General features: G+C 59.1%; 12 protein-coding genes and 1 pseudogene. 3 read left to right on the top strand and 10 right to left on the bottom strand.

Annotated elements, in window-relative coordinates; genetic code table 11:
- The 3 genes and pseudogenes from MUBE_RS02070 to MUBE_RS19705 form a co-directional block, all read right to left on the bottom strand.
- Positions 1 to 304: pseudogene (locus tag MUBE_RS02070) on the bottom strand (esterase); the annotation flags it as partial.
- Positions 305 to 377: 73 nt separating this feature from the next.
- The gene (locus MUBE_RS19700) at positions 378 to 587 is read right to left on the bottom strand and encodes a THUMP-like domain-containing protein (RefSeq protein WP_424399016.1); all 210 of its coding nucleotides are present in this window, start codon (positions 585 to 587) and stop codon (positions 378 to 380) included.
- Between the two features lie 61 nt (positions 588 to 648).
- The gene (locus MUBE_RS19705; RefSeq protein WP_424399017.1) at positions 649 to 1,107 is read right to left on the bottom strand and encodes a hypothetical protein; all 459 of its coding nucleotides are present in this window, start codon (positions 1,105 to 1,107) and stop codon (positions 649 to 651) included.
- A gap of 4 nt (positions 1,108 to 1,111) precedes the next feature.
- Here MUBE_RS19705 and MUBE_RS19710 point away from each other — a divergent pair, with 4 nt between their 5' ends.
- The gene (locus tag MUBE_RS19710) at positions 1,112 to 1,309 is read left to right on the top strand and encodes a hypothetical protein (RefSeq protein WP_424399018.1); all 198 of its coding nucleotides are present in this window, start codon (positions 1,112 to 1,114) and stop codon (positions 1,307 to 1,309) included.
- A gap of 240 nt (positions 1,310 to 1,549) precedes the next feature.
- Here the strand turns inward: MUBE_RS19710 and MUBE_RS02080 are convergent, their stop codons facing one another.
- From MUBE_RS02080 to ctaD, 6 genes are all read right to left on the bottom strand, one after another.
- Positions 1,550 to 2,533: a class I SAM-dependent methyltransferase gene (locus MUBE_RS02080; protein ID WP_116539312.1), complete on the bottom strand. Its 984-nt coding sequence runs from the start codon at positions 2,531 to 2,533 to the stop codon at positions 1,550 to 1,552.
- A gap of 10 nt (positions 2,534 to 2,543) precedes the next feature.
- Positions 2,544 to 3,323: an enoyl-CoA hydratase gene (locus tag MUBE_RS02085; protein ID WP_116539313.1), complete on the bottom strand. Its 780-nt coding sequence runs from the start codon at positions 3,321 to 3,323 to the stop codon at positions 2,544 to 2,546.
- A gap of 61 nt (positions 3,324 to 3,384) precedes the next feature.
- Positions 3,385 to 4,227 (bottom strand): NUDIX hydrolase, encoded by an 843-nt coding sequence (locus MUBE_RS02090; RefSeq protein WP_116539492.1) that lies wholly within the window; start codon positions 4,225 to 4,227, stop codon positions 3,385 to 3,387.
- Positions 4,227 to 5,081 (bottom strand): ABC transporter ATP-binding protein, encoded by an 855-nt coding sequence (locus MUBE_RS02095; RefSeq protein ID WP_116539314.1) that lies wholly within the window; start codon positions 5,079 to 5,081, stop codon positions 4,227 to 4,229. Before MUBE_RS02095 ends, MUBE_RS02090 begins: the two co-directional genes overlap by 1 nt.
- Before the next feature lie 72 nt (positions 5,082 to 5,153).
- Positions 5,154 to 6,389, bottom strand: a complete 1,236-nt coding sequence (serB, locus tag MUBE_RS02100) for a phosphoserine phosphatase SerB (protein WP_116539315.1) — start codon at positions 6,387 to 6,389, stop codon at positions 5,154 to 5,156.
- A gap of 39 nt (positions 6,390 to 6,428) precedes the next feature.
- Positions 6,429 to 8,141: an aa3-type cytochrome oxidase subunit I gene (gene ctaD, locus MUBE_RS02105; protein ID WP_116539493.1), complete on the bottom strand. Its 1,713-nt coding sequence runs from the start codon at positions 8,139 to 8,141 to the stop codon at positions 6,429 to 6,431.
- Positions 8,142 to 8,337: 196 nt separating this feature from the next.
- Here ctaD and MUBE_RS02110 point away from each other — a divergent pair, with 196 nt between their 5' ends.
- Positions 8,338 to 9,438: an iron-siderophore ABC transporter substrate-binding protein gene (locus MUBE_RS02110; protein ID WP_116539494.1), complete on the top strand. Its 1,101-nt coding sequence runs from the start codon at positions 8,338 to 8,340 to the stop codon at positions 9,436 to 9,438.
- Between the two features lie 120 nt (positions 9,439 to 9,558).
- Positions 9,559 to 10,599 carry an NAD(P)-dependent alcohol dehydrogenase gene (locus MUBE_RS02115; RefSeq protein WP_116539316.1) on the top strand — a complete coding sequence of 347 codons (1,041 nt, stop codon included), beginning with the start codon at positions 9,559 to 9,561 and terminating at the stop codon, positions 10,597 to 10,599.
- A 2,617-nt stretch (positions 10,600 to 13,216) separates the two neighbouring features.
- Here the strand turns inward: MUBE_RS02115 and MUBE_RS02120 are convergent.
- Positions 13,217 to 14,587 (bottom strand): cytochrome P450, encoded by a 1,371-nt coding sequence (locus MUBE_RS02120; protein WP_116539495.1) that lies wholly within the window; start codon positions 14,585 to 14,587, stop codon positions 13,217 to 13,219.
- Between the last annotated feature and the right edge of the window lie 207 nt (positions 14,588 to 14,794).

The following is a 14,794-nucleotide window of genomic DNA, read 5'->3' on the forward strand; positions in this document are numbered from 1 at the left end:
GACCGGAGCTGTGCTGTTCGGTGGTCGCGTCCATTTGGTAGGGCTGTTCGCGGCCCCCTGAGCCCTGAGCTACGTTGACGAATCCATCGCGGTTTTGGGTGATGTAGTCGGTCAACGCCTGTTGATCGGGATAGTCGACGGGAAAGATCAAGTTGAGCGTGTACCTGGGACCTGAAGCATGGATATTGCACATCCCGACCGCCTGGATGCCGCCTAAACTCACGCACGATGGCGGTGCTGCGGCCGCCGGCCAGCCCAGCAGCACCACGAGCGCCAGTACCATGGTCGCTATCAGATAACGCATCGTCGAATTGTCCTCGCAGACCACACGAAGGCGGGGTGCCTCGCACAGTAACCGCCGTCAGCGTACCCGGGGATCAGTCTGACGGGCGGCAAACAAACGTCACCGCATGACTGGTGCACCCCGAACCGATGCGGGTGATAACGACAGACAGAGGCCGACTGCCGCGTAGCCACAGCCGACGGCGCAACGCATCGTAGTCGACCTGAATACCACGAGCCAGGATCTCCAACGCACCGCAGTCCAGCGCTGACAGTGCGTTCCACAGCCAGCACTCATCGAACATGAACTTTCGAGCACCTCGAAACTCCAAATTGTTGGCGACAGCCGATCTCCGGACATCAGGGTCAAGTTGCCACAGTCTGTGCCACGCACCGTAGTGCGTGTACCAGCCCAACCCGCACCACGACACCATTGGGGTCGATGATCCATTGCCCAGCGGGCCGCACCGAGCAACCATCCGGCTCCGCGTCAGCAACCTGTTCAGTGCTATCGAGAATACTGGCTCGTTGGCACACACCCTGGTCGACCAGTTCCGCCGACCAAAAGTACGTCTTACGGACCGAACCGTGGTATAATGTCACCTCGATTTCGGCCGCGAAGCCCAGGCTGCAGACCTGACCGAAATCGATGCTGGAAGCAAACTCTATGATGAAGTCCCGGTCACGGTAGCTATACAGCAACTTGCCCAAACTAGGTCGACAGTCGACTAGGCAGAAACAGCGCCGCCCACCGCTGCGAAGGAACGGGTCAGCGACAATCACCGTATCTCTGGTCACCAGATGCGACACTATAGCGCGGCACAAGTCGATGGTGTCTCCCAGATTGCGCCGCACCATCGTCCAGTCGCACCGGGTCGATATTGCTGCCCACCGTTTAGGTGACGAAGCTGCGGAACGCAGCGAGTTCGATGCCGATGGAACAGGCCACAGTGCACACGACACGACTAGCCAGCCGTTTCGCCTGGTGCGCAACAGTCACCTATTGCAGCGCCTCGTCGGTGAATAGCCAGCTTGAAATATCGCCTAACCTGGCGAGGTTGTCAGGGGTACGGCGGCAACAGCCGCGTCGTCTCCACCAGGATCGAGGCACGGTCACCAAACTAGGAACGTACCGCAGCGATGTCGGCAATCCGAGTGGTATCGGTCAGCCCGAATTCGCCTACGTCGCGAAGCACCGTGGCACCCGACTTGGACCCCAGGTAATTAACGTCTTCAACACTGAAACATAGACCGATGAAGCCGTTACTCAGGACGGTTTGATCCCGGTTACCATCACATTGTAAAACCAACTCTTCGGCACGATCCGGCGCCACACGTTAGCATCGACCCAGTTCAAAGTCTTCCAGCTGGTGAATGCAAAGCGTGCCCAGCCCCGGCCCAGTTTGTCCGGCGACACCGTCGACTCGAAAGTGCGTAGCGGCCAGCCCAGCATCGCGGCGGTAAACTCCTCGGTGGCAGCCTCGACCTGCACGGCGCCAGCGTTAGTTGCCATCGTCTCTAATGTTTTCGGTTCGAAGGTGTGCAGATCTACCACCCATTCCAAAGCCGCCGCGCGCGAGTTCTCGTCGATCTCAGCCTGCGGACGACGCCAGGCACTCAGTCCAGGCAGCTGTACTACCCGGATAGTGACTTTCCATGTCAGGTTCGCGAGCACACGAGCATATCGGCTGCCGACGTTGGTGGGTTCACCCGCGAACATAAACCGGCCGCCGGGCTTCAGCACCCGCAGTACCTCGCGCAGCGACAGCTCGACGTCGGGAATGTGGTGTAGCACCGCGTGTCCCACCACCAGGTCGAAGGCGTTGTCGTCGTAAGGGATGCCCTCGGCGTCGGCGACCCGGCCATCGACGTCCAGCCCAAGTAGCTGCCCGTTACGGGTGGCAACCTTGACCATACCGGGTGAGAGGTCGGTGACCGATCCACGCCGAGCGACCCCGGACTGGATCAGGTTGAGCAGGAAGAAACCGGTACCGCAGCCCAGTTCCAGGGCGCGATCGTAAGGCAGTTCGGCGATTACCTCGTCGGGCACGATGACATCGAAGCAGTGCCGCGCGTAATCGATGCAACGCTGGTCGTAGGAGATCGACCACTTCTCGTCGTAGTTCTCAGCTTCCCAGTCGTGGTACAGCACCTGAGCGAGCTTGCTGTCCTTCCGGGCCGCGGCTACTTGCTCTGCGGTGGCATGCGGATTGGGCGCAGCGTCCGCGGGGATTTCCGTACTCCTCGTCATGAAGGACAACCTAACTACCACCCCGGGTCACCTGCTCGCCACCGTATAGCGACGAACAGGGCCAAGCAGCGGTGAACGCCTCAACATAACGGCGCCGTGCGGCAGCGGTCAACTCAGTCGACTCCAAATCGAAGATCTCGTTGATGCCGGCCTTCGCGGCGGCCAGCGCATGCGGCGGGCTGTCAAGGAAGCGGCGCGCCCACGCTGCGGCGGTGTCGTACACATCGTCGGGCGCCACCATGTCGTCAATCAAGGCCAGCGCTAAGGCCTCCTCCGCATTAAAGAAACGCCCACTAAACACCAGATCCTTGGCCCTGCTCACCCCGGCTACCCGGGTCAGGCGAGCCAGTCCGCCACCATCCGGGATCAGGCCGGCCAGAACCTCGGTCACGCCGAACTTCACGTTGTCACCACTAACCCGCCAATCGGCAGCCAGAGTCAACGTCAGGCCCGCACCCAGCGCGTACCCAGTGATCGCAGCCACAGTCGGCTTCGGAATAGCCGCAACGGCGTCGACAGCCTGGCGCCGGACCTCGGCGACAACGCCGGCTTCCGCCGCGGTCAGAGTCTGCAGCTGTTGCATGTCGTCGCCGACGGAGAAAATCTCGTGGCCGCCAAACAAGATGACCGCGGCGACGTCGTCGCGATGGCCGAGCTCCTCGGCAGCCGACGCAATTTCCCGATAGACCTGGCGCGTCATCGCGTTGGTGGGAGGCCGCGCAAGAAGCAACATGGCCAGGCCGGCATCTTGCGAGCTGTCGCTGACCACAGTGCTGACAAATTCGCTCATGACGAACTCATAGGCCGATGGTGATGACCCGCTGCGCCCGGCTTCACCTCGCTTGCGCCCATCACAGTGGCCACCGCGATGATCCGCCGGCGATCCGCGCCCGGTTGTAGCGATCGGAGTCGAAAAACTCGATCTCCCAGTTGTCGCCTTGCTTCACCAGGTGTGGCTGCACCGGAACAATCTGACGTTCGACGGCCAGCACATCATGCACTTTCGAGGTCGTGAAACCGGCCAGCGCGTCCAGCTGGGCCCAAGTCGGCGGCAACAAGAAGTTACGGCCGGCCGCGAAGTCATTGATCGCCGCCTGCGGTGTCATCCAGTCAGCACGATCGGATTCGGTGTTCTCCCCGTCGGCGCGCTGTCCTTCCGGCAAAGCCGCCACAAAGAAATAGGTATCGTAGCGGCGGGTCAGCTCGGCCTCTGGGGCAACCCAGTTGGCCCACGGCCGCAGCAAGTCGGATCGCAGCACCAGGTTTTCGCAGCGCAGGAAATCTGCGAACGACAGTGTCCGGTCGACCAGCGCGCGACGAGCTTCGCCGTACACCGAGGCGTCTGTAACGACGCCGCTCGGTCCCGAATGCGACTGACCGGCCATCCCGGCGAACAGCACCCCCGACTCCTCGAATGTCTCACGTGCGGCAGCACAAACCAACGCCTGAGCCAGGTCGGCTGTGACACCGAACCGTTGCGCCCACCATACCGGCGAGGGCCCGACCCACGCGATGTCCCCATTGCGATCGCGGTCGTCGATGCCGCCGCCGGGAAACACCATCACTCCAGCGGCGAAATCCATCGCCGCGTGTCGGCGCATCAGGAAGACAGTTAAGCCAGCCGGATTGTCCCGAATCAACATTACGGTCGCCGCCAGTCGCAGTGGCGCCTGTGGGGTGAGCGGTGACGTCATCATGGCTGTCTCCGGTGAGCTGCTCGGGCACGAACTCGACGAGCGAAATAGCGCCCGTCGACAACGTCGAGAGCGATCGACTGGCCGAACACGGTAGACAGATTTTCTGCAGTCAGCACGTCGGACAACAAACCCGCGGCTACCACTTTTGCCTCCGATAATAACAGGCAGTGGCTAAAGTCCGGCGGAACCTCCTCCACGTGGTGGGTGACTAGCACCAACGCCGGCGCGCACACGTCAGTGGCCAGGTCAGCGAGTCGGGCTACCAACTCTTCGCGAGCACCTAAGTCAAGCCCGGCGGCAGGTTCATCGAGCAACAGTAGCTCCGGGTCGGTCATCAACGCCCGAGCGATCAGCACCCGTTTGCGCTCGCCTTCAGACAGCGTCCCGAAAGTGCGGTCGGCGATATGCTCGGCGCCCACACTCTCCAGCACGTCGATCGCGCGCTGGTAATCGACACCTTCGTACCGCTCGCGCCAGCGGCCCAGCACCGCATAGCCCGCCGATACCACGAAGTCGCGCACCACTTCATGGCTAGGCACCCGCTGCGCCATAGCCGACGAACTCAGGCCTATACGCGCACGCAACTCACAGATGTCAATGCACCCTAGCCGCTCACCGAGCACGTAGGCAACGCCCGTCGACGGGTGGTCAGCCGCCGCGGCGATACGCAGCAGCGACGTCTTGCCTGCCCCGTTAGGGCCGATGATCACCCACCGTTCATCAAGTTCCACCGCCCAATCCAGCGGGCCAACCAGGATACGCCCATCGCGGCGCAGCGACACGCCTCTAAAGTCGATCAGCAGATCGGGATCTGCTGCATCGTCGCCAGTTTCGGAACCAGACTCGGGCACCCGAACATCGTGCCGTACCGCGACGCCGCGACAGCTGCCGGGTCACCCCGAGCCGACTACCACCAGAAGCGCCTAATCGGGTGGGATAGCGACGCGACGCACCCCGCCGTCGACAGCGTCAGCGGCCTCAATCTCGCCACGTGTAACACCCAGCACAAAGAGCACCGTATCCAGGTAAGGATGGCTCAACGACGCATCGGCGACGGCACGCAACGCTGGCTTGGCGTTAAACGCAATTCCCAGCCCGGCCACCGCCAGCATGTCGATGTCATTGGCGCCATCACCGACGGCGACGGTTTGCTCCATCGGCACGCCAGCCTGTTCTGCGAAGTCACGTAACGCTTTGGCCTTACCAGGGCGATCGACGATTGTGCCGACCACCCGGCCGGTGAGTATGCCGTCGACGATCTCTAGCTCATTGGCCGCGACAAAGTCCAGCATCAGCTCGTGCGCAAACGGCTCGATAATCCGCCGGAAACCTCCGGACACCACCCCACAACGAAATCCCAGCCGTCGCAGCGTACGCAGAGTGGTCCGGGCACCAGGCATCAGCTCCAGCTGATCAGCTACCTCATCGATCACCGTGGCGGGCAGACCCGCCAAAGTGGCCACCCGCTGCTGCAACGACTCCGCAAAATCCAATTCACCGCGCATTGCGGCCTCGGTTATCGCAGCGACTGCCCCCTGCGCACCCGCTCGGGCGGCCAGCATCTCGATCACCTCGCCCTGCACCAGGGTGGAATCGACGTCAAACACAATGAGTCGTTTAGTGCGCCGGGCCAGACCATAATCCTCCACCGCTACGTCGACGTGCTCCGTGGTGGCCACTCTGTTCAGCGCCGTCCGTAACGGTCCCGCGGCTTCTATCGGCACCGAGACTCGTAACTCCAGCCCGGTAACCGGATAATCAGAAATGCCTCGAATGACATCGATATTGACATCCAGTGCCGCAACCTCACGTGCTACCGCGCCGAATGCCCGGGCGGTAATCGGACGGCCCAGCACGAAAATTGTGTGGGTTGACGGTTCCCGGATGATCGGCAAGTCGTCGCTGCGCTCGATCGTGGCATCGAGACCGCCCACGTGAATCGCAGCCTGCACGTCGTCTCGCAACGCGGTACCGTCGGCGACGTCCGGCGGACATGACACCAGCACACCTAGCGTAAGCCGGCCACGAATCACCACCTGCTCGACGTTTAGCAGTTCGACCCCGTGCCGCGACAACACCGCAAAAAGCGCCGACATCACACCTGGCTGATCCACACCAGTTACGGTTATCAGCACCGGCACCTTGAGTGGTGTGTTCACCCGCGACTCATCTGACAGCGCCGGCCGAGTCGAGCCGCATCAGTGCGAACTCACTTCGGCGTGACGACGCCCAACATGGGCCTCGGTGCGCAATCGTTTCACCATGTGCGGGTAGTGCAACTCGAACGCCGGACGCTCTGAACGAATCCGAGGCAGCTCGGTGAAGTTATGCCGCGGCGGCGGGCAGCTGGTCGCCCATTCCAGGGAGTTGCCATACCCCCACGGGTCGTCGACCGTCACCACCTCGCCATAACGCCAGCTCTTAAATACGTTCCACACAAACGGGAACATTGACGCACCTAGGATAAACGTCCCGATGGTTGAGACGACGTTGAGGCTTTGGAAACCGTCGGTGGGCAAGTAGTCGGCGTAACGTCGAGGCATGCCCATACCGCCCAGCCAGTGCTGCACCAAGAACGTGGTGTGGAAACCGATGGACGTCAGCCAGAAATGGAGCTTGCCTAACCGCTCGTCAAGCAACCGACCGGTCATCTTTGGGAACCAAAAGTAAATACCGGCAAACGTAGAGAACACGATGGTGCCAAACAGCACGTAGTGGAAGTGCGCGACAACAAAATAGCTGTCAGTCACGTGGAAGTCCAGCGGCGGGCTGGCCAGAAGTACACCGGTCAAACCACCCAACAAAAAGGTGACCGCAAAGCCAACAGAAAACAGCATCGGCGTCTCAAAAGTCAACTGGCCCTTCCACATCGTGCCGATCCAGTTGAAGAACTTGATTCCGGTCGGCACCGCGATCAAATATGTCATAAACGAAAAGAACGGCAGCAGAATGGCTCCGGTGGCAAACATGTGGTGCGCCCACACCGCGACCGACAACGCAGCGATCGACAGCGTTGCATAAACTAGCGTGGTGTAGCCGAAGATGGGCTTACGCGAAAAGACCGGGAAGATCTCCGATACAATCCCAAAGAACGGCAGCGCAATGATGTACACTTCGGGGTGGCCGAAAAACCAAAATAGGTGCTGCCACAATAGGACTCCGCCATTAGCCGCATCATAGACGTGAGCTCCCAGATGCCGGTCGGCAGCCAATCCAAACAACGCAGCGGTCAGCAGCGGGAATGCAATCAGCACCAAGATCGATGTCACCAAAATATTCCAGGTGAAGATCGGCATCCGGAACATCGTCATCCCGGGCGCGCGCATGCAGACCACGGTGGTGATCATGTTGACTGCACCCAGGATGGTGCCCAGACCGGCGACGATCAAACCCATAATCCACAAGTCACCTCCGACACCAGGCGAGTGGATCGCGTCGGTCAGCGGTGTATAGGCGGTCCAGCCGAAATCGGCAGCTCCGCCTGGAGTGATGAAACCGGCCATCCCGATGGTGGCGCCGAACAAGAACAACCAGAAAGAAAAAGCGTTCAACCGCGGGAATGCCACGTCGGGTGCGCCGATTTGTAGCGGCAGCACCAGATTGGCGAAGCCGAACACGATCGGGGTGGCGTAGAACAGCAACATGATCGTACCGTGCATGGTGAACAGCTGGTTAAACTGTTCATTCGACAAGAACTGCAGACCCGGTGCGGCCAACTCGGTACGCATCAGCATCGCCAGCAAACCGCCCACAAAAAAGAAGATGAAGCAGGCGACGCAGTACATGATGCCGATCATCTTGTGATCGGTGGTAGTGATCAGCTTATAAACGAGGCTTCCCTTGGGACCGGTGCGGGCCGGGTATGGACGGATGGCCTTGAGTTCTCCCAACGGGGGCGCTTCGACTGTCAACAGCTCCTCCAAACATCCATTCCGGGCAGGGACGCGCTACGCATTGCAGATGAAAAATCTTAGCCTTCAAACAGGTGGCCGGTAGAAGCTGATCCTACAAACTCTCGTAATGCTTCACGAGAATTCGGTGCGACGCGCATCGTTACCAAAGCTGAACTGGCCGGATGTTATGGTCGAACGCGTGCTATTCAGCGCGATGCGACCCCTACCGCTACCCACGGCTATTGTCGTCGCCGCGGCGACGACAATAGCCGTGGGTAGCGGTTGCGGGCCAGGACAGCCCGGCAACAAACCGTCGTCACCCATCCGGTCGCTGCTTATTCCCACCACCCAAATCGCAGGGGCCGGTGTGCTCGGAAACGAGCGCCGGCCGAATCAAGCGTGCGCACCAGAGCCGGCCGCGGTCGATCTGGGACCTCCGACACGGCCAGCCTACAACGCTGCGGGAGTCAAACCAGATGTGGTCCAGGTGCCGACCGAGGCGCAGCGCATTGTGGTGCTGGCCGGTGACCAGCTCGATGCGCTATGCGCACTCGGCCTTCAATCCCGAGTCGTCGCCGCCGCATTGCCGGACGGCTCCACAAACCAGCCTTCCTACCTAGGAAGCACCGTGCATGGCCTGCCCAGCGTCGGTACCCGCAGGGCCCCGGACCTGAGCGCCATCGCAGCGACTCAGCCCGATCTGATTCTGGGTTCTGCAGGGTTGACGCCGAAGTTATATCCGCAGCTAATGGCGATCGCCCCGACGGTGTTCACAGCAGCACCGGGCGCAGCTTGGGAAGACAATCTTCGCCGCGTTGGTGCCGCCACGGCGCGCAGTGATGCCGTAAACGCACTAATAAGCGGCTTCTCCCAACGGGCCATCCAAATTGGGGCCACTCATGACGCAACCCACTACCAGGCATCCATCGTCCAGCTGACCACCAACACCATGCGGATTTACGGGTCCAGTAACTTCCCGGCCAGCGTGCTTACCGCGGTCGGAGTGGACCGTCCCGCAGCACAACGTTTCACCAACAAAGCTTATGTCGAGATCCACACCACCGATGCCGATCTCGCGAAGGCCCCGGATTTTTCCACGGCTGACGCTGACATCGTTTATGTATCGTGTACATCGACAGCCGCCGCTAAGCGCGCCGCCACCGTCTTAGACAGCAGCTCGTGGCGTAAGCTGTCCGCCAATCACGATAACCGCGTCTTCATCGTAAACGACGAGGTGTGGCAGACCGGTGAAGGCCTGATCGCAGCCCACGGAATCGTCGATGACTTACGGTGGATCAACGCTCCCATCAACTGACATGTAGAAGTCCGGATACGGCCCCGCCCGGATCGGGGATACAGAGATTAGGCTTTGGGGTATTCGCTAGCTACGAAGTCACAAATGTTAGACTGTAGGGCAAGGAGTATATAGAGCGCCATGACAACCGTATCTACCTACGCTGCCACGTCTCCGACCGAACCGCTAACTAAGCTCACCATCAACCGTCGCGATCCGGAGCCACACGACGTAGCGATCCAAATTAAGTTCGCCGGAATCTGCCATTCCGATATCCATACCGTCAAGGCTGAGTGGGGCCAACCCAATTATCCGGTGGTCCCAGGACATGAGATTGCAGGCGTGGTGACTGCGATAGGCGCTGAGGTTACCAAGCACAAAGTGGGCGACCGCGTCGGCGTAGGCTGCATGGTGGGCTCCTGCGGTGAATGCAGCAGCTGTGTAGCCGGGCTCGAGCAGTACTGTAGACTGGGTCCAATCTTCACATATAATTCCATTGGTAAAGACGGTCACTATACCCAAGGCGGCTACAGTCAAGCAATCGTCGTCGACGAGAACTTCGTCGTACAGATTCCCGACGCACTACCGTTGGACGCCGCCGCGCCACTGCTATGCGCAGGCATCACACTGTATTCACCGCTTAGGCATTGGAATGTGGAGTCAAAGACGCGGCTGGCAATCATCGGTTTGGGCGGTCTTGGGCACATGGGGGTCAAGCTGGGCACAGCAATGGGCTGCGAGGTAACAGTACTGTCGCAGTCGCTAAAAAAGATGGAAGACGGACTGCGGCTGGGAGCCAGCAAATACTACGCGACCGCCGATCCCGACACCTTCCGCAAATTGCGTGGCAGCTTCGACCTGATTTTGAACACCGTCTCGGCAAATGTGGATCTCGGTGAGTATTTGAACCTGCTCGATGTCGACGGCACGCTCGTCGAGCTGGGCATCCCCGAACGCCCCATGCCAGTACCGGCATTCGCACTGGCACTGATGCGGCGCAGCCTGTCCGGGTCGAACATTGGCGGGATCGCCGAAACCCAGGAAATGCTGAATTTCTGCGCTGCACATGGTGTGACACCTGAAATCGAGATCATAGAACCAGATTACATTAACCAGGCCTATGATCGAGTGCTCGCCAGCGACGTACGTTACCGCTTTGTTATCGACATATCGCATTTGTAATGCTGTACAAGCAGAGAACGGCAATAATTTTATGCCATTGTATGTCCGGTCTAGCGCTATATTGACACTATCGTACTAGTGCATTCTAGTCTGATAGACGTGCCAAAGTGGGGCAAACATCATCAGACAGCACAAACTCCACCATCGGTGGCTGGAGTCATGGCCAGATATACGAAATCCTTTTCCTAGAAAGACATCCCAGCCTGATCAGAACATCTGGACAAGACCGCACCCGCAGTCGCTCGCTGTCAGACGAAGAGGCATCTACGGCGACGTTCTCTGTTCGAGAGATATACAACGGTGTCCACCGGCGAACCCGTGGGACGTCACGCGTGAATTACTGGAGATCTGATATCGAGACTACGACGACACCGATAACCATGTGCACGGACGGTTCTGCGACTCGACCTACAGCTCAACACGTGAGAGCCTGGTGGCAACTGTACATCTACACCATGTTTCGTTACCTCGGTTTACGGCAATCACCACTGATCCAGTCCTGCCCGACACCAATAAGGAGCCAGACTTCCTTCTCCGTAAGAATTCAACGGAGCTGATCGGGGAGTGAGCGGTGATGCTCAAAGCAGGATCTAATGAGCCCATTCTGAATGTCGCATATTCGTTGGACGAAGACATGGATAACCCTGCCGCCAGGCGGCGTGCCCTATGTAGTCGTTGATGGTCTTGAAGCAGTCAGGGCCGAAAAACAGCACTACAACTTGGTCGTGCCATCCAGAGACCAGCCTTAGCTAAAGGTGCTGCAGCAACACGCAACGGTTATACAGTCCAGTCAAATTGTCATAGCCGAACTTAATTTCGGCGGCAACACGGGTTTGTAACTGGGTAAAGAGAGCAACATATGGTCATGAAGGCGTTGAGCTTCGCCTCGTTCCATTCCCAGTCTCCATATTGACCAAGCCAAGCGTTCCAGTGGTATGGTCGACTCCCGGCTTAACACGACAGACTCTTTTGGCGTGTTGACAGAACGCAAACGCCAAGTCAGCATCAGCGAAGTAAACCACCGATGTGGATCGGAACCTGACACATAATGACGAAGCAGCCATTCGATCACCAGCCTTATGACACGAATGCCGTTATTACTGTGCCGCTGCTACTTCGGATTACTTTACCAGATAAGCCAGCATCTTTCGACTGGCCGCGATTGACGTGGCAGTGTCGACGGCCATGAGTTATTTAGCGAAGATGGTGACTAGCTTATTAGGTCTCGGTGTGCTGCAGCATCAATCGCGGATGCTAGCCCCTGTGAGACTTAAAGTATGACCACGACCGCAAGACTTATGCAAAATTCTTGCAGACAGTCACCGAGGCCGACGGCCCTCACGCAGATGATGAAAGTAGACACAGCCTGAGAGGTAATCCAGCTGCTCAACCATCAGCCGGGATGACTGCAACTCGCCATCCGCGTCCATAAGAGTTATAGAGCACTTAGTTGCAGGCTGACACGTTGATCAGCACAGGACGCTGAAGGACGAAGGCTAGGCACGAAGACGTTCTTCCAGGGCTACCCTCTGTCACTTCACAACTGCCACAAACGCTCCGACACGATACCGAACTGCACGCTGTTGCACTTACTGCTGGCCGAAGTCCGCGACAACTACTTACGCTGGGCGTACCACGCAGCTAAGTCCAGCCCGGCAATGACCTCAACGATGCATCAAAAACGGTGCTGATGAATACCAGCCCTGCTAGACATCCCTCGAACACAGGAGCCAATAACAACTGCTAGCAAACAATAGAATATCTCGACAAAGACCGGACGGGCAATGACACGGACTGCCTCCAACGGAAACTGCGGCCATAGGCGGTACAAACCAGAGGGAGCTCCCGGAACATTAGCATTAGATCCATCACCAGGCAGATCGACCATCCACGAGCATCCTGGCATCTCGACGGTGTCTATCAGTTCACACATACCAACGAGCATGCCAAGCGTAGGGACGAACGTCGAGCACTCGCTCAGGAATCAGCCGCCGCGCATACGACCCCCAATCAGCTAATCCACTTCACGATGCCGCCTACAGCGACCTCCTTGCCGCCCATGAACACCCCATCGCCAACACCCAATCCACCGGCCAGGTCGGACTGGCCGGCTTGTGCAGGCACAGAATTGTATTTACAACTAGCCCCCAACGGCCTGTTTGTCGCGGCAGCACCCAGCTATGCCCTATTTCCTAAAAACGTCAAAAAACTCCGTAACTCCTGCTCGATCGTGGCTAGCGTCAGCGCCAAAAGTCCCCATCTTGGTGCGGACAACACCACAACCAGGCATGAGACTGTGCTTGCAGGCGGTCAGGTGCCACATAGACATCAAGAAATACCCTGACATCGGCCACAGCTTCACGAAACGACGGCGCTGTGCTTACTCCGATTCGCCTGATAACTAGGATAACCTACTCCGAGTCCAAGGCCGAAGACGCGCAGCGACGTGTCGTCACTTTCTTCGAGCAACACTTCACCGGAAACCGACAACGATCTGGACTCCGCCGGTCAAGCCTGACCTGACCCGCCGACGATCACATGGCAGTGTGATCTCCGGAGACGATCGAACCGTTCGGTGACCTCGTTTCGCTTCACGGTCTTTGGGTACGGGCGCGTGCTAGCGACGCAGTCGAACGCGGACACGGATCGGACCATCGGCAATCATGGTGAAATGCAGTCCAACTGGGAATTCGTCATCGAGAGAACGGATTTCCACTCCACGGATGATGGTTGCCAAGGCGAGTGTAACCTGGAGCATGGCGAAATGGCCACCAATGCACGATCGCGGACCGCCACCGAACGGCAGGTACTGCCAGCGATCGAGAGCCTTGAAGTTCTCCGGGCTAAACCGCTCGGGGTCGAAGCGAAGCGGGTCGTCCCAGAGCGTCGGATCACGTTGCACAGCCATTCTCCCGACGATAAGCATGGTGCTTTTCGGCACCAAATACCCGCCCACTTCGACGTCACGGCATGCCATGCGCGTCCCGGTAGGCGCCGGCGGACACAGGCGAAGCGATTCCCGGATCACCTGCACGGTGTAGCCCAGCTGCGGAATGTCCTCGGGCGTTAGCGGTCGATCCGGCAGAGCAGCAACTTCTGCCGCGACGCGGTCCTGGTAGTCAGCATGATGCCCCAGCGACCACAAGGCATACGTCAAAGTCGTTGCGGTGGTGTCGTGGCCAGCGAACATAAACATGGTCAGCTCATCGCAGATCTCCTCGTCGGACAACCGATTTCCGGTTTCAGGATCTTCGGCGGCTATCAGTGCTCGAACTAGCGGTGCAACTTTCGTCGGACTCGCGCGACACTCACGGAGAATCTCCTGCATCAAAGCATGCAGTTTGGCGCTCGACACCCGCGCGCGCCGACGCGCCGGTGTCGGCAACCAACGCGGCGCACGCAGCGGGCGCGTCGCACGCCTGATCGCATAGGTCAATGCGACCCGCAACAGCTCTGTAACTTCGTCGGCACGCTGCTCGAGATCGAGCCCGAGTACTGATCGGCCAAGTGAACGCAAAGTTAGCATGCGGCACTCGGCGTCCAAATCGACCTCGGTATCCTCACACCACCCTTCGCACACCGCCTGCGCTGCCTCCGTCATATGGTAACCGAACTCGCTCACACGCTGCTTGGTGAACACCGGCTGTAGGGTGCGCCGACGCGGCATCCATGACTCAAAAGGGAGATCAATCAGGCTGGCGCCCATAATGCAACGTATCTGGTCGAAGACCGGGGTCGTCTTATCAATGGAGTCATCCTTGGCGCTCAAGACGTCACGAATAGCGCTCGGCGACGTTGCCAACACCATCGGAGGCATCAGCCAGCGTGGCCCCAACGTGAAAGCAGTCACCGGTCCGCCAGCATCACGTAGCCGCTCCATCCCCGTGCTGAATTCTCTCGCCGCCGCGAGACGTTGCCGAAAAGGCATCGGATTAACCGGCGGCAAAGGGAGTGACTTGGGCCCATCACCCGCAGGTGCCTGAACCATGACTTCCTCCTGGGGATAACGCCATCCACAGCCAATCAAGTTCAAAGCTTACCGAAGTGCGGTGCGCGTAGAGGCACGCAGTCGCATACCTTCTTCTCACGGCTGCTAGGCTTGACAGCCTACCCTAGCATGTTGGTGTGTGCCGACCCCAACTCACCAAAAGTCCTGCCCGAGGAAGCAATCTCCAGCTAGACAGCGGCGTTCACC

The sequence above is a fragment of the Mycobacterium uberis genome, from assembly GCF_003408705.1.
Taxonomy (GTDB): Bacteria; Actinomycetota; Actinomycetes; order Mycobacteriales; family Mycobacteriaceae; genus Mycobacterium; species Mycobacterium uberis.